24 protein-coding genes are annotated in these 18,554 nt (G+C 63.5%); 8 read left to right on the plus strand and 16 right to left on the minus strand.

Features of this window, described 5'->3' with window-relative positions; translation table 11 throughout:
• Positions 1 to 317 precede the first annotated feature (317 nt).
• Positions 318 to 599 carry a MarR family transcriptional regulator gene (locus tag GQS65_RS09890; protein ID WP_158204436.1) on the plus strand — a complete coding sequence of 94 codons (282 nt, stop codon included), beginning with the start codon at positions 318 to 320 and terminating at the stop codon, positions 597 to 599.
• 12 nt (positions 600 to 611) lie between these two features.
• On the opposite strand, the gene GQS65_RS09895 is transcribed toward GQS65_RS09890, so the two are convergent.
• A complete protein-coding gene (locus GQS65_RS09895; protein ID WP_158204437.1) occupies positions 612 to 893 on the minus strand; it encodes a hypothetical protein in 282 nt (93 codons plus the stop codon).
• A gap of 209 nt (positions 894 to 1,102) precedes the next feature.
• Here GQS65_RS09895 and GQS65_RS09900 point away from each other — a divergent pair, with 209 nt between their 5' ends.
• A complete protein-coding gene (locus GQS65_RS09900) occupies positions 1,103 to 1,651 on the plus strand; it encodes a hypothetical protein (RefSeq protein WP_158204438.1) in 549 nt (182 codons plus the stop codon).
• 57 nt (positions 1,652 to 1,708) lie between these two features.
• On the opposite strand, the gene GQS65_RS09905 is transcribed toward GQS65_RS09900, so the two are convergent.
• Together GQS65_RS09905 and GQS65_RS09910 are read right to left on the minus strand one after the other, a co-directional pair.
• Positions 1,709 to 2,734, minus strand: coding sequence for a thermonuclease family protein (locus GQS65_RS09905; RefSeq protein ID WP_233265068.1), 1,026 nt, complete (start codon positions 2,732 to 2,734; stop codon positions 1,709 to 1,711).
• A gap of 466 nt (positions 2,735 to 3,200) precedes the next feature.
• The gene (locus GQS65_RS09910) at positions 3,201 to 3,638 is read right to left on the minus strand and encodes a hypothetical protein (protein WP_158204439.1); all 438 of its coding nucleotides are present in this window, start codon (positions 3,636 to 3,638) and stop codon (positions 3,201 to 3,203) included.
• A 253-nt stretch (positions 3,639 to 3,891) separates the two neighbouring features.
• On the opposite strand from GQS65_RS09910, the gene GQS65_RS09915 reads away from it, so the two are divergent.
• Complete coding sequence (locus GQS65_RS09915; protein WP_158204440.1) at positions 3,892 to 4,335, plus strand: winged helix-turn-helix domain-containing protein; 444 nt, start codon at positions 3,892 to 3,894, stop codon at positions 4,333 to 4,335.
• 156 nt (positions 4,336 to 4,491) lie between these two features.
• Positions 4,492 to 4,899, plus strand: coding sequence for a PH domain-containing protein (locus tag GQS65_RS09920; RefSeq protein ID WP_158204441.1), 408 nt, complete (start codon positions 4,492 to 4,494; stop codon positions 4,897 to 4,899).
• A 19-nt stretch (positions 4,900 to 4,918) separates the two neighbouring features.
• Here the strand turns inward: GQS65_RS09920 and GQS65_RS09925 are convergent, their stop codons facing one another.
• Together GQS65_RS09925 and GQS65_RS09930 are read right to left on the minus strand one after the other, a co-directional pair.
• Positions 4,919 to 5,110 carry a hypothetical protein gene (locus GQS65_RS09925; RefSeq protein ID WP_158204442.1) on the minus strand — a complete coding sequence of 64 codons (192 nt, stop codon included), beginning with the start codon at positions 5,108 to 5,110 and terminating at the stop codon, positions 4,919 to 4,921.
• A complete protein-coding gene (locus GQS65_RS09930; RefSeq protein ID WP_158204443.1) occupies positions 5,079 to 5,318 on the minus strand; it encodes a helix-turn-helix domain-containing protein in 240 nt (79 codons plus the stop codon). The genes GQS65_RS09925 and GQS65_RS09930 overlap by 32 nt, the downstream gene beginning before the upstream one ends.
• A 201-nt stretch (positions 5,319 to 5,519) precedes the next feature.
• Here GQS65_RS09930 and GQS65_RS09935 point away from each other — a divergent pair, with 201 nt between their 5' ends.
• The 4 genes from GQS65_RS09935 to GQS65_RS09945 are packed head-to-tail and all read left to right on the plus strand — an operon-like array spanning position 5,520 to position 6,596.
• Positions 5,520 to 5,864, plus strand: a complete 345-nt coding sequence (locus tag GQS65_RS09935) for a hypothetical protein (RefSeq protein ID WP_158204444.1) — start codon at positions 5,520 to 5,522, stop codon at positions 5,862 to 5,864.
• Complete coding sequence (locus tag GQS65_RS09940) at positions 5,861 to 6,268, plus strand: hypothetical protein (protein WP_158204445.1); 408 nt, start codon at positions 5,861 to 5,863, stop codon at positions 6,266 to 6,268. The genes GQS65_RS09935 and GQS65_RS09940 overlap by 4 nt, the downstream gene beginning before the upstream one ends.
• Positions 6,265 to 6,390: a hypothetical protein gene (locus GQS65_RS21900; protein WP_267902900.1), complete on the plus strand. Its 126-nt coding sequence runs from the start codon at positions 6,265 to 6,267 to the stop codon at positions 6,388 to 6,390. The genes GQS65_RS09940 and GQS65_RS21900 overlap by 4 nt, the downstream gene beginning before the upstream one ends.
• Entirely contained in the window at positions 6,387 to 6,596 is a 210-nt protein-coding gene (locus GQS65_RS09945) for a hypothetical protein (protein ID WP_158204446.1), read from the plus strand. Before GQS65_RS21900 ends, GQS65_RS09945 begins: the two co-directional genes overlap by 4 nt.
• A gap of 103 nt (positions 6,597 to 6,699) precedes the next feature.
• Here the strand turns inward: GQS65_RS09945 and GQS65_RS09950 are convergent, their stop codons facing one another.
• The 11 genes from GQS65_RS09950 to GQS65_RS10000 form a co-directional block, all read right to left on the minus strand.
• Positions 6,700 to 8,589: a hypothetical protein gene (locus GQS65_RS09950; RefSeq protein WP_158204447.1), complete on the minus strand. Its 1,890-nt coding sequence runs from the start codon at positions 8,587 to 8,589 to the stop codon at positions 6,700 to 6,702.
• A gap of 84 nt (positions 8,590 to 8,673) precedes the next feature.
• Positions 8,674 to 9,387: a hypothetical protein gene (locus tag GQS65_RS09955; RefSeq protein WP_158204448.1), complete on the minus strand. Its 714-nt coding sequence runs from the start codon at positions 9,385 to 9,387 to the stop codon at positions 8,674 to 8,676.
• Positions 9,387 to 10,256, minus strand: coding sequence for a hypothetical protein (locus GQS65_RS09960; protein ID WP_158204449.1), 870 nt, complete (start codon positions 10,254 to 10,256; stop codon positions 9,387 to 9,389). The genes GQS65_RS09955 and GQS65_RS09960 overlap by 1 nt, the downstream gene beginning before the upstream one ends.
• A 1-nt stretch (position 10,257) precedes the next feature.
• Positions 10,258 to 10,539 carry a hypothetical protein gene (locus tag GQS65_RS09965; RefSeq protein ID WP_158204450.1) on the minus strand — a complete coding sequence of 94 codons (282 nt, stop codon included), beginning with the start codon at positions 10,537 to 10,539 and terminating at the stop codon, positions 10,258 to 10,260.
• 226 nt (positions 10,540 to 10,765) lie between these two features.
• On the minus strand, positions 10,766 to 10,990 hold the full coding sequence (locus GQS65_RS09970; RefSeq protein ID WP_158204451.1) for a hypothetical protein: 225 nt from the start codon (positions 10,988 to 10,990) through the stop codon (positions 10,766 to 10,768).
• 6 nt (positions 10,991 to 10,996) lie between these two features.
• Positions 10,997 to 12,526, minus strand: coding sequence for a hypothetical protein (locus tag GQS65_RS09975; RefSeq protein ID WP_158204452.1), 1,530 nt, complete (start codon positions 12,524 to 12,526; stop codon positions 10,997 to 10,999).
• Complete coding sequence (locus GQS65_RS09980) at positions 12,523 to 13,218, minus strand: hypothetical protein (RefSeq protein WP_158204453.1); 696 nt, start codon at positions 13,216 to 13,218, stop codon at positions 12,523 to 12,525. The genes GQS65_RS09975 and GQS65_RS09980 overlap by 4 nt, the downstream gene beginning before the upstream one ends.
• Positions 13,215 to 14,357, minus strand: a complete 1,143-nt coding sequence (locus tag GQS65_RS09985; protein WP_158204454.1) for a hypothetical protein — start codon at positions 14,355 to 14,357, stop codon at positions 13,215 to 13,217. Before GQS65_RS09985 ends, GQS65_RS09980 begins: the two co-directional genes overlap by 4 nt.
• 28 nt (positions 14,358 to 14,385) lie before the next feature.
• Positions 14,386 to 17,688 carry a phage tail tape measure protein gene (locus tag GQS65_RS09990; protein WP_158204455.1) on the minus strand — a complete coding sequence of 1,101 codons (3,303 nt, stop codon included), beginning with the start codon at positions 17,686 to 17,688 and terminating at the stop codon, positions 14,386 to 14,388.
• Positions 17,689 to 17,731: 43 nt separating this feature from the next.
• Entirely contained in the window at positions 17,732 to 17,902 is a 171-nt protein-coding gene (locus GQS65_RS09995; protein WP_158204456.1) for a hypothetical protein, read from the minus strand.
• Positions 17,903 to 18,045: 143 nt separating this feature from the next.
• Positions 18,046 to 18,552: a hypothetical protein gene (locus GQS65_RS10000; RefSeq protein WP_158204457.1), complete on the minus strand. Its 507-nt coding sequence runs from the start codon at positions 18,550 to 18,552 to the stop codon at positions 18,046 to 18,048.
• Positions 18,553 to 18,554 lie beyond the last annotated feature (2 nt).

The raw sequence follows: 18,554 nt of genomic DNA on the forward strand, positions 1-18,554 counted from the left end.
CGGGCTTGCAACAGTCCGAATACTTATTCAGACCGGTGCGCTATGGCTAGCCGACCGAACTCCGCCTCTTACGTGGGTGGACGACGGCCGGTCGTGCTCTAACACGACCGTTAACCCCCTTACCGGGGGCCCGCTTTTGAGGCGAGCGTGACAGGGGGAGCCTGTCGTCCATCCGTGGCAAGGGAGCGCACCCACAAGTACTTTTCCAAAGGGTGCTTTAGGATATGTGTAGGATGACCCCGCAAAAACATAGTGAGTCTATGAAAATTCACAAAACCGGAGGTGATATGTCGAGTGACGGTGGACGCGAAAACGTCATGCGCGACGACGACGTGCTCACCCAGTCGGATGAGCGTGTCCTCGAACTGATCCGCGAGCACGGCAACCTCACTCCCGGCGCAATAAGCAAATTCACGGGTAGCAACGCCGCTTACATCTCGGCTCGTGCCAGTCGTCTGGTCCGGCTCGGCCTTTTGCACCGAATCGACACAGGACTTTACGGTATCACCGACGACGGCCACGCATTCCTCGACGAGAAACTCGAACGAGGGGTTCTCGCCAGTCGCGCCGAAGCGCTCAACGACGACACCACCGAGTAGCCACCACATCGCCTATCGCCACTCCACCTGCGACCAGGCGACGGCCTCGCCGGTTTTCGCGTCGAACAGTTCGTAGTGATCGGGGCTCACCGAGTCGTCGTGTTTCGCCGCATCCGCACACGACCGGCAGAACACGTGGGAGTTCGTCGGCTCGAACCGGACGTGCCCGTTCGGACAGCGGTATCGACGACGGTCGAGCGGGTCGGTGCTGTCGATCACCACCCGCGGCGGTGCATCAGCCTGTGAGGAGCCATCCGCTTCCAGACGGACGGCAGGACGACGAGTGCGTGACATCCGAACGGCACGAGGACGTGGGGATAAAAAGCGCCTCTTTGACGCCTCAGTGAAACTGAAACTATAGCAGAACTGTCCGACGCGCGGCAGACTCACGGCTGACAGGCATATCGACGTGGCGGGCACAAGTGAAAGTGAACCGCCGTGGCTCTGTAGTATGATAATCCAGAACGCCGAACACTTTTAAATGAACCCGTTGACGGACAGTCATGAACCGGCGACGGTATCTGGGCCTGGCTGGGACGCTCGCAACGACCGTGCTCGCGGGCTGTTCAGCCGATGAAGGTCCGAGTGACTCAGCGAATTCCCAACCCACGAGCGCCACCACCACCGAGGCGTTAGCGACGGTTGCCGAGCCCTCGACACCAGCGTCCACTCCGGTCGTCGAGACGCCCGAATCAATCGACCTCGAAGACGAGGACTACCTCGCGTTCTACGAATCGTATCTCATCGGCGAGGGTGTCGACGTCACCGACACCCGGATGCAAGAGAGCGTCGTCGGTGTAGCCTATCGAACCGCCCAGACCACCCAAGACGGACTGGCCGCCGAGATGGGAGTTGTTGGGGGTGCGTACGCCGGGCTGGTTGGCGAAGGCTGGGAGACGGAGGGGCTGTTCGCGCAGATCCTCGACGCGAACAGCCAGCGAATCGGTGACTTCACCGTGAGCGCCCAAAGTGCCCAGCAGTTCATCAACGGTGAGATCTCTCAAGATGAGTACAGCCTCCGCATCCTCCAGTCGCTGGAAATCGAAGAGTGAGGCGACACACGTAGTCCGGACTCTTGATTCACCTCTGCGATAGCAGAATACTGTGGCTCAGGGAAGCGACTCACACGCGACGCCGTCGCCATCACCGTCCAGTCGGTGCGGGTCACCGGGCTCGTCTTCGAGGACGGTCTGCGCTTGCTCCTGGGTGTCGAAGTCACCGCAGTTGTAGTCACCATCGGCGGGAACCGGTGGGACGTCGACTCCACCCTCAGAGGGCACCTCGGTCTTGCGCTCGGTCGGCTCCGGTGTAGACCGTGCTGGCGCTTCGTAACCCCAGAGCCCGACGCCGTCGTTCTGCGCCGTTCGTTCGGCGCTCGTGAACGCGTTTCGCTCCGAGAAGTCCGTGTCGTACAGGCGTGCGTAGCCCTGCTCGATCAGTTGGAGATTCACGTTCTCGCCGTTGTGATAGACGTAGACCAGAAGTCGACCGTACGACCCGCGGCGATCCGCACTCGGGTCGGTCTCGATGGTCACCGTTTCACCGGCCAGGCGCTTGTTCGTGTAGTCACTCGCTTTGTGACCCCAGTCCCGAAGCCACGATTCCCCGTCTCCAGTCCCCGGTATGCCCTCGAACTCAGCAGGGTCGTTCGTGGTGTGGACCTCCGGCGTGTCGATACCGAGCAGGCGGACATCTTCGACCGAACCGTCCTCGAACTGAACCTCGTAGGTATCCCCGTCGACGATTCGGACAATCTCGACGGTCCACTCCGTCTGTGGGCCGGATTCGGTCGGCTGGCTCGTTGTCGCCTGCTCGGTTGTCTGCGCAGCGCTCGTCGTTGACGCCGGTTCGGAGTCCGTTGCCTTCTCGTCGGCCGCCGTGGTGTCGGTCGTCGCTGACTCCGTAGTGGACGCGGTGACCTCGGTACTCGTCGAGGCCGCGTCGGTGCTTGCCGTGTCTTCCGTCTCCTCCACCGGAGCATCTGTCGCCGTGTCGAGACTGCCGGTCGTGGAGGACGCAGCGTCTGTCGTGTTGTTCGCACCGGGGCCTGTCCCAGCGCATCCCGCGAGAACCAACAGCATCCCCAGCACGATTGCGGGCAGAGCCGCCCGCCATCGCACAGGATTATCTGACATGATACTCTCGACAATACACTATCAAATGAGTCTTGTTACAGAGTGTGGGGTCAGTGAAAATCACAATCATCGACTTCCCGACTCCCCCCTCATCGTTGTATACGGGCGTAGTACAACCGGCTTTACATAACAATGGTGGTGCTATCTGAGTGGGTTACAGTGAACGTTAGCGGCCTCGACCTACCGTTCTGAGAGCGCAGCGAATTCATGAGTCCGTCCGGTACGAATATCGCGGGGCACCCTGCCTGAGGCTCCAGTGCCACTGTCGGCACTCGTGAGTGACTGAAAAGGGGGCGTGTAGTGACACGCCCGCTCCTGATTCCGTGTGTTGCCACGCGCCCGGAGGACTAATCGGTTCCGGCGAGACTACCCATCGTGTGCCTCCCGCCCGCTGGCGTGCGAGCGTCGGGACGTCGCCGGGCACTCCTCGCAGCTGAGGACCTCGCCGTGTCGGGTTCACGCCCGCTCATCGGTCGTAGGCCTCGACGAGGTCCTCGTCGCCGCTCCGTCGGACCCGTGCGAGGTTCAGGACGTCGTTGAGTGCTTGGACGAGCGGGTCGTCCATCTTGATGCGGTAGAGCGGGGAGTTGCCGATGCTCCCTTCCTGCTCCATGATGCCGTAGCTGGGGCCGTCGTAGTCGTCGTCGGCCGCGTCGGCCGACAGAAGCGCGTCTCGGTTGTTGTACCACGAGTTGCGTCCGAGGCCCGCTCGCTCGACGATGCTGGTGGGGCTGTCGGCGTCTCCTTCGAGGATGAGCAGGGCGACGATGAGTTTCGCCCGCGACTCGGGCGTCACCAACTGGGTTAGTGCGTTCGCGTCGAGTATCTCGCTGGCCGTTTCGTAGACCGTGACGTCGTCGTCGGTCGATTCGTCGGTCGCGTCGGTGGTTGGTTCGGGAGTCATCTGTCCTCAACGACACCGAGGAGGGCCACCCACTTAGCCGTGTGCAACTACAAACACCACTGTTTGCTGTAAGAAACATGGGTGAGTGAGCAACAGTAGTAGCGTAGTATGGGGCAGGATGGAGGCACCAACCCACCCGATAGCTGCGGCAGTGCCACTCACTATACTCGCCTGTTACAAAGCCGTTCATCTTTCTGAACAGTACTGCCCACTTTTGGGGAATGGCTAAGAGGACGCATCACATGGGTGAGGTATGGATGGACCAACAGACGACTCCCCGGACGTCGAGGAGGCGGCCGAAAGCGCGCTTCTCACAGACCTGAGCGACGACGAGCGGGCGCAACTCCCGACCCCCGAGGAGGTCGAACAGCGTGCTCAGGACGCTCCGAGCGTCGAGCGCGACCCGCTCATCGAAGCGCTCACGCCGACGTCGAAGCTCCAGATTCTCTTAGCGCTCATCCGCGTCCGCGGCGAGAAGCTGAATCCCTCGGCGATAGCCGACCGGGCGGCGGTTGGGCGGACGTCGGTCTACAAACACCTCGACGATCTCCTTGCCGACGGTCTCATCGAAGAAGCGGAGAAAGCGGGTAACTCGCCGATGTACCGCGTCGACCTCGACGACGACGCAATCCAGCACGTCGTCGCACTTCGGGGTATCATGGCCGCCCGCCGGAACGACCGCCGTGGGGATGAGTAGCCCGAGAGCATAGACAGCGGCGGTCGTTACTGATCGATGACCTCCGCGGCGACGACCCAGCCGTTGCTCGCCAGGTCTCGCAGGTCGGCCGTCTCGGTAGCGTCGTGATAGCTCAGGCCGCCGAACACTTTTCTATCACGTCGGTGTCTCCCCTGTGTGACTCAACAGGTAGCCGGTATCTCACTGCTCAATGGGGAAAGCGTCCAACATGACCTGCGCCCGCGCTGGAGCAAATGGTTTTGGTCGCTGGTCTTTGGAATTGCAACGCTCCCGTTTGTTGTCGGCGTCATCCCGTTGTACTTCATTTGGCGCTCCCGGCGCAAGACGCGCTATATCATCACAACTGACCGCGTGATTATCAAGAAAGGCGGATGGACTGGGACGAGCACTGACGAGTATCAAATCTCTCAAATCAAGCGCGTCCAGTCCAGTCGCGGGTTCAAAGAAAAGTTGCTCGGAGGTGGGATGCTCACGCTGGACCTCGGCGCGGACTCGATCACGATTAAGGGACTGCCGCATTTCTCCCGCGTGAAGACTGACATTCAGAACGCTCAGCGGACCTAATCGTCGTTGTGTGTTTTGGTCACGTCTTCACTCGATAGCGCTCGCCCTCCTCGACGAGTTGCCCATCGGCGACGGCGGTCGCAATGGCATCCCGTGCGCTATCGGGGTCCGTTCGGGAGCGACAGAGTGCGCGCACGAGGACGTGCTCGGCGAGCTGTGCTTCGACCTCGGTGCGGTAGTCAGTCTGTGTCTTCTGTGTCTCGTGGGTCATTTTTGAGAATCCAGAATGCGGTCGGTTCGTGAACGTAGTCGATGCAGCCCGCCGTGTAGAGTCGGTCGAGGCGTTTGCCGAGCGTCGGCCGGGTCAGACCCGTCTGTTCGACGAGGTAGCCGGTCGTCGCGTAGCCGTGGGTTTGGAACGCGTCAAGCACCGCCTCGGTCTTGTCGTCGACTCGGAGTGGCATTGGTTGGTTGCTCATCCGGTCACCAGTGGCTTAGTAGGGTGTACTACAACTTATGTTTCTTGGTCATCCGATAAACAGACCGATTGATTAGCTTAACAAGTAGTAAAGTACTAGTAGTCCGGGCTACATGGTACAGATATGGCTCAGCGGGCGACGGTCGCAGAAAGCGGCCCGGTGCTGAAGACACCGAGTCCGCATGGGCCATGGATTACACCAATGGCAACCACAGAAACGACGTCGGCGGATGAAAACTCCACTGCATCGCTTCGCATCCCACCGCTGCCCGTCGCAAAGGCGGCGGCCGAACAGCACGTCCGCGCTCGCGTCTCGTACCTCAGTCGGCGGACCGGCACGATCCAGTACGTCGAAGGCCGTGTCGTCGAGTGCGCTCACGGCCCCGACGCCGACCGTGGGCAGTACACGCTCACGCTCGCCACCACGGACGGTCGGGAGATCATCGCCCACGCGACGCTCCGTGAGGTCCACTCGAAGACCGACGCCTGCCTCACGCGGCTGGGTAACCTCACCGCCATCGAACCAGCCTACGAGGTCCACGAATGACGGTTGAGGACCTGGTCACGACAGCCGCTGCTCGCCTCGCCGCGAACAACCACCCGGACGTGCGCTGGCACGACTCTGAGACCGGCCGTGAGCACTATGCCTCGCCGGTCGGCGTGATGGACCTCCTCGACGCTGGGGCGGACCCCGACGACGTCGACGCGGTCCGCCTGGTCTCCCGTGTCGAGGTGAAGCCCTACGACGGCCCGCCCGTCGACTACGAGTGGCTCGGGTCGGTGACGCGCACACAGCTCCGGGTGATGCGCAACGGCGACGTCGTCCGGGGGCTGGCGACCGGCGAGGCGCGACAGTCCGACCGGTTCGTCGGCCGTTCGGCGGCCGTCGAGTTCTGCGAGCGCGAAGCTGAAGCATTCCGTGACGCCGAGGTTCGCGAGGTCGAGCGATGACCTGTCCGTGCTGCGGGAGCGCCCGCGTGCGGGTAATGGTTCGCGGCGACGAGTTGACCGACCAGTGGGGGACGGCGAGCGTCCACGCCTGCCTCGACTGCGAGGACCGGTGGTGTGCATGAGCACTCACGTCGCCGACGGCCCGCACCCCGAGACGCACTGCGTCTCGTGTGGGATCGCGCTGCTCGTCGAGGAGTTTGCTCACGGCGACCTCCGCTGTGACACCTGCGACCCGCGGCGGGACACCGACGCCACCCGAGAGTGCTCGACGTGCGGGCGAGAGGCCCACCACGCCCGAGTGCGCCGAGGCTTTTGCTGTTCTGACTGACGAGCGTCGCCACTGTTCGCTGTTCTTCTACCCCTCGCCTTCAACTGGAGTGACAGCTCCATCCGGCGAGGGGACACACTACGCTTCCGCTGAAAAGGAGTCTCTACTCGCGTGTGAACACGCCGGCCAGCTTCTCCCGGAGTGCCTGGAGCCGTGACGTGTCGCTCTCGACCTCATCGAGGCGCTCGGAGTGATTGCCCAGCGCCGCCTCGTGTTCGCTCAGCTGTTCGTCGTGGCTGGCGACGTCTGCTGTGAGAGTCGCGACCTGGCCGGCCAGCGCCTCGAGCTCAGCCGAGGAATCGCCCCCATCGTCCGAGCCATCGGCAGAGTCGCCGCCGCCATCGTTTCCCGACTCGTCACCGCTGTCGCCGCCATCCTCGTCGCCACCGGGCCTCTCGTCGAGAGTGTAGGGCAGAGCGAGTACCTCGCCATCGACGAGGATCTCCGCCTCACCAGTCGCTTCGGCCCGGACGACGTCGCCCGAGAATCGATAGCTGTCCGTGCCGGTCCAGCGAATCGTCCCGGTGGCGACCGGCCCCTCGACCGCGTCGCCCGCGGCAGGGTTGGAGTCGTCGCCGTGTTCGAGTTCGCCGTCGACTTCCACGCGATACGTCGCTTCTGGCGTGCCAGTGCCGTTGATTGTGAGGTCTCTCATGGCTGTGTCTGTGATGTTGTCTCCGCCGCTGTCCTCGCCGCCGTCCGTTCGCACCACGTCCCGAGAGCCGTCGACGTCGATGTCCGCCCGCGCGTTCGGCATATCGACCTCGACACCCGCCAGCCGCGAGCCGTGACGGTTTTCAAGGACGACCGCTGCCCCGCCATCGCAGTCGCCACTCCCAGTCACGGCCACGTTTCGCAGGTCGATGCCCCACGGCTCGGCGGGCGTCTTGTGTCTGGAGAGGCGCTGGTTGGCGGGGTCACGACACCAGATAGGCGGGATGCCATCGACGTCGACGTGAACCGTCGTGTCGTGGATGTCGAGCGCGCCATCGGAGTTGTTGATCGTGATGCCCGCCTGCCCGCGCGAGCTGTGGACTGAGCGGATCTCGACCTCACATCGATAAATGCCGCCGCCGCTTTTCCCGAACTGCGCGCTCGAGAAGTAGACGCCATTGATTCCGGTCGGGACGTCCTCCTCGATTGGACCGTCCTTGTTCGAGTCGCCGAACGGTCGCCGGCGAGCGTTGTAGGCCTCTCGGACGTCATCGGGGAGCTCGGAGGCGAGCAGGTTCTCGGGATGTGCGTTCTCCCAGTCCATCACGACCTCGCAGTCGTGCAGCTCCGACCCAGCGGCCGACCGGATGACCGCCATGTCGTTCGTGTCGAACTCACAGCGCTCGAAGACGATGCTCCCCGGATGCTTCCCGGTGTAGAGTCCGCCGTCACCGCCCTGGTTGGCGACGACGCACTCTCGGAAGTGAAGCGTCCCCTCGTGGGCGTTGAACACACCACCGCCGCCGTCCGACGAGCCGTGACCGACGAAGATCGAGGGGCCGGTCTTTCGCCAGCGTTCGATGGTCCCCTCGCCGTCGGGCTCGCCGATGAGCGGCATGAGCGACCAGCGACAGAACGGCTCGGCACCGGAGCGTCCGAGGTGATCGACGTCGTGGACCTCGATGCCGTCCCGAGCGCGAAGCGCGTTGCCGATGTCCCCGCCGGTCCAGGAGTCGCCGTTGTCGAACGCGAGGTTCTCGACGAGGATATCCTCGCTGTCGAACGAACTGTTGATGAACCGCGTCGATGGGCCATCGGAGCGGAAGACGACATCGGCCGGCGTCTTCCCGAGCCCGCGGATGCCCCAGCGTCGGAGCGTTCCGTCGACGGGGCCGTGCTTGCTGCCCGAGCCCTCGAAGACGTACTCGCCGGGCGGCACCTCGATGAGCAGGTCGTCGTCGGTCGGGATGCTAATCGGGTCGGACGCGTCGGGCGACCAGCCGAGGTCGTCGACCGCGTGTTTGACTGTGCTGAACGTGATGCCGTGTCTGGTGATCATGGATAGCTGTCGCTACGCTGCGCGTTGTTTACACTTTGACTCGGAAGGGGTACCGTACAGAACTCGTTGTGAGCGAGTGGTTCGTTACGGTAGACCGAGCTGGAGTTCGTCCCAGTTCCCTGTCCCGACCTGCACGAAGCCGACTCCTCGTCCTCGATGCTGCGTGTCGTCCATCACGATCTCGTCTTCAAGTGTCGTCCGGACGCCCGAGCCCGGCGACGGCACGTCCGTCGCCCACAGCTGGCCAACGTGGTGGCCTTCACCATCACCGTCGAGGACGACCGCAAGGATGTACCACTCATCGTCCGGGACGGCCGGGCCGGTCTCAGTCAGGAACGGAATGTCGCCCCCAGAGTCCGCTCGGCGAAACGCGAGTTGGTCGTAGTAGGTGTCGAAGTCCAGCGTCAGCCAGTAACAGCCGTATCCGTCGGTTTCGTGGCCCGGCGCGTGACAAAACGAAATGCCGATGAAGTTGTCGATGGGGCGGACCGCCATCGCAATCGTCGAGCCTGCAGCAGCACTCGACCCCAGTTCGGGGTACGTCTCCAAGCCATCGCCAGGATACGACCACTTCCGGATCCGGACGTCGTTCGACCGCTCCGCACACGACGGCCCGCGGAACGAATCCGAGGACGTCCCGACGAGCGAGTCCGAGCCGCGCCACGGCCCCTGTGAGGCGTCGAGGTTCTCGACCCCACCGATGGGGTCGTTGAACGATTCGATGGCCAGTTCGCCCGCGAACGCCCCGTCCTGCACCGCAAACGCACCGTCTTGTACTGCGAAGTCGAAATCAGGCATTATTCCAGGAGGTAGGTGAACAGCGCACCAACGCGCTGGGTGGCCCCGGAGTCGTTCTCGATGACGAACTCGACCGGTGCGTGCTCACCCGTGAGCGTCACGAGGGGTGTGTCGACAGTCCCGCTCGCCCGTCGTGCGGTCGTCGAGTAACGACTGGTGCCGGTCTCGTCGTAGACGCGGGCGCGGACGTTCTGTGGCACCGTTCCATCGGGGGTAGTGAGCGTGATGCCGACGAGCTTCAGCGAGAGCCCACTCGGGACGTACTCGACGGCCCGTGACCGGTCGGTATCTGGGATGCGCCCAACCGGAAGGGTGACCGTCCTGCTGTCGCGGACGAGCGTCGTCAGTGAGCGCCCAGCCAAGGCATCGGTTGATACAGCGCTCGTGACAGCCGTTGCCCCACTCCCCTCGTAGCGCTGGTTCGGGACATCTACCTGTTGGCCAATGGCTCGTCGGTCGGTTCCGTCGATTACGCCAGACCCGTCGGTGTCGTAGTCGGCGACCGGAATGCGAGGGTCCTCGGCCGCGAACGCACCGTCGAGACCGACGATGACAGCATCAGGTTGGGAGAGATCAGCACCGACGTACACCGACTGGTCGCTCGTCGACGCGGCCAGCGTTACCGACGACGCCGTATCCCGACCCAGATAGACGCCGCCAACGATGGCTTCGCCAGTGTCGACCTGAACGGTGAGGTCAGCACTCGATAGTTCGGGCGTGAAGGCGTTGAGTGGCGTCGCCTCGATGACTGAGTCACCGTCTGGAACGACCCAGCCACCGTCGGGTGCGTGTGCGCCACGGGCTATCGTCGCCGCTGTAATCTGTGCGCTAATCGGCCGATTCGGTGAGGGGTTGACGAGGTCGGTCATGTTAGACGGCGGAGAAGGTGAGGGTGATTTCGACGGTGAGCGTGGTCTGGCTGTCTTTCGATTTCGCGGGGAATGTCGCGTGGTTCAGCAACCAATCGCCCGCGTAGACGCCTACCTCGGTGATATCCTGGCCGTTCGCCTCAGCACTTCCGAAGAAGCCGGCGACGAACACCGACGGTGTCTCGGGCTCGGTCGTTGCGACGACAGTCCGCGCGACTTCACTCGCAAGGGCGGTGTCCGACTCACCACTCGTTGAGCCGGTCCCGATGGCGACCTCCGACACCTCGGGAACAGCCTGTCCGCTCAACCCCGAGACGATCCAGTCGTGGAGCCCGATACAGGTCGTGTTGCGCGAGCGGTCGACGTGCTCGGCAGGAACACGACGGAGCGCAGCAAGTCGAGACCGATCATCGAGGCTCGCCCAGTTCGGGACGGTCTCTCGAACGGCGTCGATATCGTGAGTGGCGATTCGCACGTTCGTCGTGGTGGCTGTCGTGTGGACCGTCACGTCACAGTCCCCACTCGGCGAAGTTCCAGTCGGCGCTGTCCCATACACCGGACCCTGCGTTCGCTGTCGACACCGAGACGCTATCGGCTGACCCTTCAACGTCTGGTGGCGGTGCGGCGATGACGCCCACGTCGCTGTCGGGGTCGTCTTCGTTTTCGCTTCGGCGCAGGCGGTCGCGCTGCTTGCGGAGCAGTCGTGATGCCTCTCGGTTGCTGATGTCTCTCATAACTAATTAGAGTGATTTCGTCTCTTGGGCGGTCACGTCGGTCGTCATGGTCGCCCCGGCGTAGCTGATCGTTCGCTGGATGACGATGTGGTCGCCGACTGCCCCTTCTAACGGGAACTGAGCGTCGAACACCTCGCCTGCTTGGAGCGTGTGGGCGTCGGGGCCACGGGCACCAAAGGAGAGCTCCCGTCGGGGTTCATCGCGGTGGCGAAGCTCAGCGTCCCCTCGGTCGCGGGCAGCACGGAACGTCTGCAGACCGTCGTCCTTGATTCGGTCTTCGCGCCGTCCGTACTCTCGCTGACTCGCTGGCGACTCAACGCGTACGGAGATCGGATACGGGAAGTACGCCCGATAGGCTGGGACACTGGAGGTGTCCACGCCGATTTCCTGACCGGTTGACCCATCGGATTCGACGATGAGCCACGGGTTCGGCTCAGGGAGTGTGTGCTTGCTCATCCGGAACGTCGTGAATCCGTCATCGTCGAGGAACTCCGCTGAGATCTGTGTCGGGTCGGTGATGTCCGACTGGGTGTCATCGACGGCGATCGGCTGGCCACCGTCGTCTTTCTGCAGTCGAACGACGATTCCGTCGGCATCTTCCGAGCGGTCTGCTCGCGTCCACACCTCAATGCGTGCGAGTCGTGACTTCCGCGTCGAGATGCGGTGCAGGATTCGGTTGGTGTCGGTCACCGTCTGATACGACGAGACAGTCTCCTGAGCGTCGTCAACGGCGAAGTCTGTCCCTCCGTCGACGCGGATAACGTTCGCGAGGTCGTCGTCGTTGATGCGGACGTTGTGTGTCGTCGCGTCGGCCGGCCCGATCTCCGTCTTGGCGGCGAGGTCAGCCAGTGGGACGAACGCCAGCGACCGCCCCCGCGAGAACAATACTGCGTCGGCTTTCGCCGCGAGGTCGCCGAGGACGTCAAGCAGGTTCTGACCGTTAGAGAACTCGTCAGTGACCGTCTCACAGCGTCCCAATAGTGACCGGTCGATAGCTGGAGCCTCGCGCCGGAGGAGTGTGTTCACGATGGCGGACTCTGCGTTGGGATCCTCCTCAGGGAGACAGATGGGGGCGTCCTCGAAGGCGTCGTACACCTGTGCGAAACCACACTTCGCGAATACCCAGTCTTGGCTCTCGATATCGAGTGTCGCATCTTGTGGGCCGGCCCGTTCTGGCGTCTGACTGCGGACCATGCCCGTCCACAGCGAGCCATATCCACCGAACAGCCCCGACCCGTACGCGTCGGTGCTGTACGCCCGCTTTCGGTTTGCCGGCGTGTCGGCGATGAACTCGACTCGGTCACCACTCGTAATGTCGCCAGTGTACTGCCCGTCGTCGTTCCCGATGGTCAGCTGGGCGGTGTCCTTTCGTGCCTGAATCCGCTCGGTGATGTCGATGGCTTCAACGTCGGCATCGGCGACCGTCACATCCGCGTCGGCGAGGTCATCCGACTCGTTTCCGGGCTTGAAGACGGCGAGCTGAGCGCCTCGAACCGGAAGGACGCTACTTCGCGGCAGGCTATCTCCGGTGCTCATGTCGTGTGCATGTAGTCGATGGTAGTCGGAGCGCTGCTCACTCCGCCGAAGAAATAGAGACGGAACCCAGCGTTACCGGCCCAGGTCTCGTCGTTTTCGGTGTGGGTGAATAGCACCGAGGCACTCGCGTAATCGCTCACGGTCACGACGATATCGTTGTCCGTCCCGCCGTTGGTTCCGTCACGCCAGTCAACCTCCAGCTCAACGAAGTCACCTGATGTCATCCCGATACCACTGGTATCGGCGAATTCAGACGCCGTCCCGTCGCCGTCCTCGCGGATGACACGGGCGCGGTCGTTGTCGAACTGAAGCTGAGCGGTGTAGCCCGTGTTTGAGCCTTCCCAGCCGAACCAGAGGCTGTATCGCGACCCGCCCGACCCGACCGTCGACGGGCGTACGTACTGACGAAGCACCTGTCCTTTCGAGAAGTACGCTGGGAGCGAGCCACTGGACGTTGACTCGATGTTGGCCGTCGACGCGTTGGTGTCGGTGACCACCGCAGCGCCCCCCTCGACGAAATTAGAGGTGTCGCTCGCGAATTCGGTGGTCTCGTCGGTCCAGCCTGCGTTGAGCGTGCCGTCGAACGAGTCGATAATGGTGACGGTGGGGCCGAGCGAGGTCTGGAGTACCCCGTTCTCGACGGCCGGACGTGCAGGGAAGCCACCGTTCAACGGCAGCGGTATCAGGCTCATGTGATGGTATAGTGGATGTATCCTGTGAGGTCGGCACTCCCGGACGAAGAGTTATTCACCAGCTTGAACCGGACGTCGTCTGCTCCGCCAATCGCCGGCGGGGCCCCCGAGTAATCAGTGTACTTCGAGGAGGACCCGGCGACGTAGTTATCTGACCCGTCACGAACTTCAACGAAGTAGTCAGCGCTCGTCGAACCAGCGGCGGTCTGTACACCGACTTCGATCACGTTGAGGGACTTCCCGGACGGCACGCGAACACGGCTTTCGGCGAAGTCGCCGCCGTCCGGAACGGTCTGGATTTGGAACTCACAGGTCCGCAACTGTTCGCTGGGAGGCGGGACATCTGGAATATCCGATGTGTTCGCGAGTGGGCCGTTTTCGTCCTCAACCGTCCCGTTGGGTACCGAGACGTCGCCGGAGTCGTGATCAACGAGCAGAGCACTCCCGACGCCACCAGTACCGCCCGCAAAGAGACGAAAGCCGCGATCGTCGAAGCGGTAGGTGAAAGGATTCGTGTTTGAGCCCCCCGAGGTATCTACGAACCGCATCACATCGTTGGCAGCAGTCTCAACGCGGAACGTGTTCTCTTGAACGACGAAGCGACCGTTCTCGGCGACCACATCGCCACCCACTTTCGCGTTCAGGATATTCTGGCTGTTGACCGCGTCGTAGAGGATAACTGAGGACGCCGCAGTGTCGGTGTACAGCAGCAGGTTGCTGGTCGTGTCGGTGGTTAGTCGTGGGCCACGAGTGAACTGGATATTGCCGTAGAACTCCGCGCCCTCGGTGAAGATGTTGTACGTGTCAGTCCGGGCGAACTGGTTTGGTTCCGCACCGCCGAGCGTCTTCGCATCACCGTCCCAGATGGTAATCCACTGGTCGCCGTTGTCGTAGAAGAGATGTGGCAGTGACGTGCTGTTCCCATTCCGCGGGTCCGTGGTATCGGTTGCGAGGTACCACCGGCCTTCTTTCTCGGGAGGGTCGACAGGCTTCGGTGGCGTGCCGGTCGTTGGCCCCTTCTTGATAACATCCGCGTCGAGTTCGTTGACGCCGAGGATGGTGTTCAGCTTCTCGCCCCATACATCGGCGTCGCCACCGACGATGGGTGTGTTCCAGCCGTGATATGGTGTTTCTGGCATGATGAAAACTGGTGTGCGAAGACGTCGCTCAGGCGCTATCGAAGTTGTCCGCTCGCAGCTCGTCGACGAAGCCACGACCGGCACGGCGGCCTTCCCGTTCGGAGTTCGCGTGGACGACGACGCGCTTGATATACGTCCCGACGCCACTACCGCTACCGGAGGAGTCCTGCTCGGTGTCGATCGGCGGGCGAGCGGTCCGGTTGATGTCCTCCTCGGCGAGGACGTGCTCGTTCTTGTGAAGGCGGACGATGCCGTCCCGGAGGACGCGTCCACCAGAGGCCATCCCCGCAATACGGTCGTCGCCACCACGAGCGGCCGACGCCGCACCGGCGGCGTTTCGACTCGCAGCGGCTCGGTAGCTTGATGCGCTCCGCAGCGCGGACCGGGCAGTCGAGGCTGCCATGTTGGCCTCTCTCGCGATATCGTTGGCGTATCGAGAGATGGTCGAGAACGCCGACGAGAAGTCGCCAACCATCTGGCCAGTCTTCGTCGACGTCTCCGAGCGCATCGTCCCCAGCTCACCGGAGAAGTTCGACTGGGCTTGCCCCATCTCTCGACTGACGATGCGGAGGAGGTTAGCGAACTCTGTGGCGACGTACTTCAGAATCGTCCCCAGCTCGCGCGCCGTCGACGCCGTCATGTTGCCGAACTGTGTGTTGTGCTCACCGTACATCTCTCCGAGTCGGGTGGACTGCTTGCCCGCAGCCGACCCGTACTTCGAGTTGACGTCACCCGGGAGCGACCAGTTGTTCGTCTCGGTCGACATGCTCGACAGACCGGTGCTGTGTTCCTGCTTGATCAGCCCCATCTCGCCGGTCATGTTCTGCTTGGCGAGGCTGTATCTCGAGTCCATCTCCGTCGGGAGCGACCAGGCGTTGGTGTCCGTCGAGATGTTCGACAGCTCCTGCTGGTGGCTTCCGCGGATGCCGTTGAGCTTCTCGCGCTGCTTCTGGGCCGCGCGACCGTACATGTCGGCGAAGCCCTTGTACATCGCCGACTTCGACGTGTCCTGCTTTGACATCCGGAGGTAGCGCTGGTGCTTGTTCCGGAGCTCGGTGAGCTTCGTCGACTGCTTGTTCACCGACTGCTGGTAGGTTGAGGCCGTCGCGTTCGGCAGACCGGACGTCTGCGTCGACTGGACCATCGCCCCGATCGCGCCATCGTGGGCGGTCTGGAGGCGCGTCGTCCCGGCGTCGACCTTCGCACCGGCCTGCTGGTACATCGTCCCGAAGGCGTTGGGGAGCGACGAGGACCGCGTCGACGTCTCCATGCCGCTCAGCATGGACTGCGTCTGCGTCTGCATCCCGTTCATCTCCTGACCGGCGAGCGTCGACGCCTGACCGAACTCAGCGCCGAACGCCGCCGCGATGCCAGACGACTGGACGTTCTGCTTCTGGCCCTGGAGCGTCCCCCGCTGCTGGGCCTTCATCTGGTTCAGTTGCTGGGCGGTCAGCTGGCCCGCCTTCTGGTATTCGCGGTTGTATGTCTGCGGGATGGAGGCATTCCGGAGTGCGGCGCGCGCCTTCGACGCGACGTCGACCGTCACGCCGGGGATTCGGTTGAGGACCGACTCGACAGCCGAGACGGCATCGACAAAGACGCCGGCGAACTGCTCGACGAGCGGCCACGACGTGATCCAGCGAAGGATTCCGTCGAGCGTCCGCTGCCAGAGGCCGTCCAGCAGGTTCAGCGCCGTGTCGGTGTCTCCCAGCAGCAGCGAGAGCCCGGCGTTGATGACGGTCAGGACCGTGTCGATCCACCACGTGAAGTAGCCGACGATGGCATCGACCCGTGCGCCGACGAGCTGGCCGAGTGCGGCGAGTGGCGGGCCGGCGACGTTGTAGAGCCATGTGAACGCCGGGCCGACCTTCTGACCGATGATGTCGGCGATCAGCCCCAGCTTCTGCATGATGGGGCCGACGTTCCTGTCGATGGTCCCGCTGACCGCGCTGATTGCCCCGTCGACGATGTCCCGAAGCCCCAGGAAGTTCGTCTTGTAGGCCGCGTACAGCGCGACTGCCGCCGCGATGGCGATGCCGATTGGCCCGGTCAGGACCGTGAACGCCGTTCCGAGCGCTCCGACCGCACCGGAGGCGGCGGCCGCCGCCGTCGTCGAGGTCGCCAGTGCGCTGGTGAACGCCCCGACCGCCGTGACGAGTCCGCCGATGAGGCCAGCGACGAGCGCGATGGTCCCGGCCCAGCCATCGGTCTTCTCGTTGATGTCGCCCAGCACCTCGATGCCGCTGTTCAGCGCGAACAGCACGTTCTTCAGGATGGGCAGGAAGTTCTGCCCCGTCGTCGTCGCGGCGTTCTGGACCTTGTTCTTGAACAGCTGCCACTGTCCGGCGGCTGTCTCGGTCCGAATCGACATCTCGCGAGCAAGCGATGTCCCGTTCTCGAACTGCCCGGTCGCGGTTTCGAGTGCCTTGTTCGTTCGCTCGGCGTTGCTCCCGAGTTTCGAGAACGCTCGGGCCGCACGGGTTCCGAGAGCGACCTGGAGGTCGGTCGCCTTCTCACCACCCTCGGCCATGCCAGCGGCGATGCGCTGCATCAGGCCGTACGGGTCCGACGAGCGGAGGTTCTTGAACTCGGTCGTCGTCATGCCGAGCGCCCCGGAGACGTCGCCCACCTTCTTCGGGTCGAGCATCGCCTCGGCCGCTCGCTTCAGGTCGCCAGCCGCGAGGCGACTCGACGCGCTCACTTCGTTCATCGACGCCGATAGCGCGAGCGTCTCCTCAGCGCCCAGCCCCAGCCGTTGGGACAGGACGTTCGATGCTCGGACTGCCGAGTCGGAGATCTCCCCGGCGTCGGTCTTGAACGAGTCGGCGAGCGCGTTCGTCGCGTTCCCCAGCTTCTCGATTTCGCCGTAGGGGAGCCCGACCGCGCCTGCAATCTTCGCGAAGCGTGTGCCAGCTTCTTCGGCGGCGAGGTCGGTCGCCGCGCCGATCTGCCCGACCGTCTCGACGAACTTCGAGATGTTCTCCGAGCCCTCGATACCGAACTTCCCCGCCTGCTCGGCGAGCGTGACGAGCTCCCGTCGTGGGATGGGGATCGTCTCAGCGAGGCTCATCAGCTCGCCCTCGAGTTCGCGAGCGACATCGGCCGACGTCACCTTCTGGACGTCCGCCATGGCGGCCTCGAACTCGTAGGCAGAGCGCGTTGCCGCCGCGATACCACCCGCCGCGACGGCGGCGAGTGCGAGGCCCATCCCGCCGATGGCCTCCCGCACGCCGAGGGCGGACATCTTCAGCCCATCCAGGTCACCGGCGAGGTCGGCCGCTCCGCTACCACCCTCGACTGCGACTTGGAGACGCTCTGCGTTGATAGCCATGGAAAGAGAAACCGCTCAGTGGCGAGCGGTGACACCGGAGAAGTCAGTTCGACCGCTGTGTGGCGGTCCGCCGCTTCTCCTCGACGAACTCGCGCCACGCCTTCTGGTCGCCAGACGTGACGTGTTGGCCCGGCTTCGGGCCCTGATTGGACTGCTGCTGCCCGCGATTCGGCCCGAAGTGCTTCTGGAACAGCTCGAAGCCCTTCCAGAGCATCTTCTCCTCTTCTGGCGTCAGCTCACCCAGCGGGCGGTCGGTGAACTGGTAGTGGCACTTGTGATGCAGGAAGTACGCACTGAGACAGGCGTCTTCGTAGCGCGACAGGTCGCTCAGTTCGCCCGTTTCGAGCGACGGACCCGCTACTTTCCCTCGTCGTCTCCGCCGAGGCTCTGCAGTTCGTCGAGGCGCTTCAGCCGGTCCATCTCCTCATCGGAGATATCGCCGCGTGGGTAGCGCCGGAGCCGGTCGACGATCTCGTCGAGGTCCGACACCAGGAGAATGCCGTACAGGAGACCGTCTTCCATCGCCGGGTCGAGTTCCTCGGCGACGAGCCGCTCGGTCACCTCTCCCTCGTCGTTGGTGAGATCGGGCTCGACGAGGTGGGACTCGTAGAGGTCGGCGAGTTGCGCATCAGAGATGTCCTCGCCGCTGAGTAGCGGCATGATCCACTGCTCGCGGGCGTTCTTCGTCAGCCGGCGGGCCTTGACGTACCCATCGAGTTCCTCGACGTACTGCTTCTCGGGGAGGACGTTCCCTTCTTGGTCACGAGAGACAGTGACGTCAGCGACGCTGACCATCCCCGCGTCTTCAGGTGGCGATTCGTCGGGCTGTGCTTCGGACTCGTCAGTGTTGGATGTGGTTGCCATCA

The sequence above is a fragment of the Halomarina oriensis genome (assembly GCF_009791395.1).
In the GTDB taxonomy this organism is placed as follows: Archaea; Halobacteriota; Halobacteria; order Halobacteriales; family Haloarculaceae; genus Halomarina; species Halomarina oriensis.

Bases quoted from the DNA above. Each gene is read 5' to 3' on its own strand.
- GQS65_RS09890 (WP_158204436.1), top strand. From the start codon at position 318: ATGCGCGACGACGACGTGCTCACCCAGTCGGATGAGCGTGTCCTCGAA.
- GQS65_RS09895 (WP_158204437.1), bottom strand. From the start codon at position 893: ATGTCACGCACTCGTCGTCCTGCCGTCCGTCTGGAAGCGGATGGCTCC.
- GQS65_RS09900 (WP_158204438.1), top strand. From the start codon at position 1,103: ATGAACCGGCGACGGTATCTGGGCCTGGCTGGGACGCTCGCAACGACC.
- GQS65_RS09905 (WP_233265068.1), bottom strand. From the start codon at position 2,734: ATGTCAGATAATCCTGTGCGATGGCGGGCGGCTCTGCCCGCAATCGTG.
- GQS65_RS09910 (WP_158204439.1), bottom strand. From the start codon at position 3,638: ATGACTCCCGAACCAACCACCGACGCGACCGACGAATCGACCGACGAC.
- GQS65_RS09915 (WP_158204440.1), top strand. From the start codon at position 3,892: ATGGATGGACCAACAGACGACTCCCCGGACGTCGAGGAGGCGGCCGAA.
- GQS65_RS09925 (WP_158204442.1), bottom strand. From the start codon at position 5,110: ATGACCCACGAGACACAGAAGACACAGACTGACTACCGCACCGAGGTC.
- GQS65_RS09930 (WP_158204443.1), bottom strand. From the start codon at position 5,318: ATGAGCAACCAACCAATGCCACTCCGAGTCGACGACAAGACCGAGGCG.
- GQS65_RS09935 (WP_158204444.1), top strand. From the start codon at position 5,520: ATGGCAACCACAGAAACGACGTCGGCGGATGAAAACTCCACTGCATCG.
- GQS65_RS09940 (WP_158204445.1), top strand. From the start codon at position 5,861: ATGACGGTTGAGGACCTGGTCACGACAGCCGCTGCTCGCCTCGCCGCG.
- GQS65_RS21900 (WP_267902900.1), top strand. From the start codon at position 6,265: ATGACCTGTCCGTGCTGCGGGAGCGCCCGCGTGCGGGTAATGGTTCGC.
- GQS65_RS09945 (WP_158204446.1), top strand. From the start codon at position 6,387: ATGAGCACTCACGTCGCCGACGGCCCGCACCCCGAGACGCACTGCGTC.
- GQS65_RS09950 (WP_158204447.1), bottom strand. From the start codon at position 8,589: ATGATCACCAGACACGGCATCACGTTCAGCACAGTCAAACACGCGGTC.
- GQS65_RS09955 (WP_158204448.1), bottom strand. From the start codon at position 9,387: ATGCCTGATTTCGACTTCGCAGTACAAGACGGTGCGTTTGCGGTGCAG.
- GQS65_RS09960 (WP_158204449.1), bottom strand. From the start codon at position 10,256: ATGACCGACCTCGTCAACCCCTCACCGAATCGGCCGATTAGCGCACAG.
- GQS65_RS09970 (WP_158204451.1), bottom strand. From the start codon at position 10,990: ATGAGAGACATCAGCAACCGAGAGGCATCACGACTGCTCCGCAAGCAG.
- GQS65_RS09975 (WP_158204452.1), bottom strand. From the start codon at position 12,526: ATGAGCACCGGAGATAGCCTGCCGCGAAGTAGCGTCCTTCCGGTTCGA.
- GQS65_RS09980 (WP_158204453.1), bottom strand. From the start codon at position 13,218: ATGAGCCTGATACCGCTGCCGTTGAACGGTGGCTTCCCTGCACGTCCG.
- GQS65_RS09985 (WP_158204454.1), bottom strand. From the start codon at position 14,357: ATGCCAGAAACACCATATCACGGCTGGAACACACCCATCGTCGGTGGC.
- GQS65_RS09990 (WP_158204455.1), bottom strand. From the start codon at position 17,688: ATGGCTATCAACGCAGAGCGTCTCCAAGTCGCAGTCGAGGGTGGTAGC.
- GQS65_RS09995 (WP_158204456.1), bottom strand. From the start codon at position 17,902: ATGCTCTGGAAGGGCTTCGAGCTGTTCCAGAAGCACTTCGGGCCGAAT.
- GQS65_RS10000 (WP_158204457.1), bottom strand. From the start codon at position 18,552: ATGGCAACCACATCCAACACTGACGAGTCCGAAGCACAGCCCGACGAA.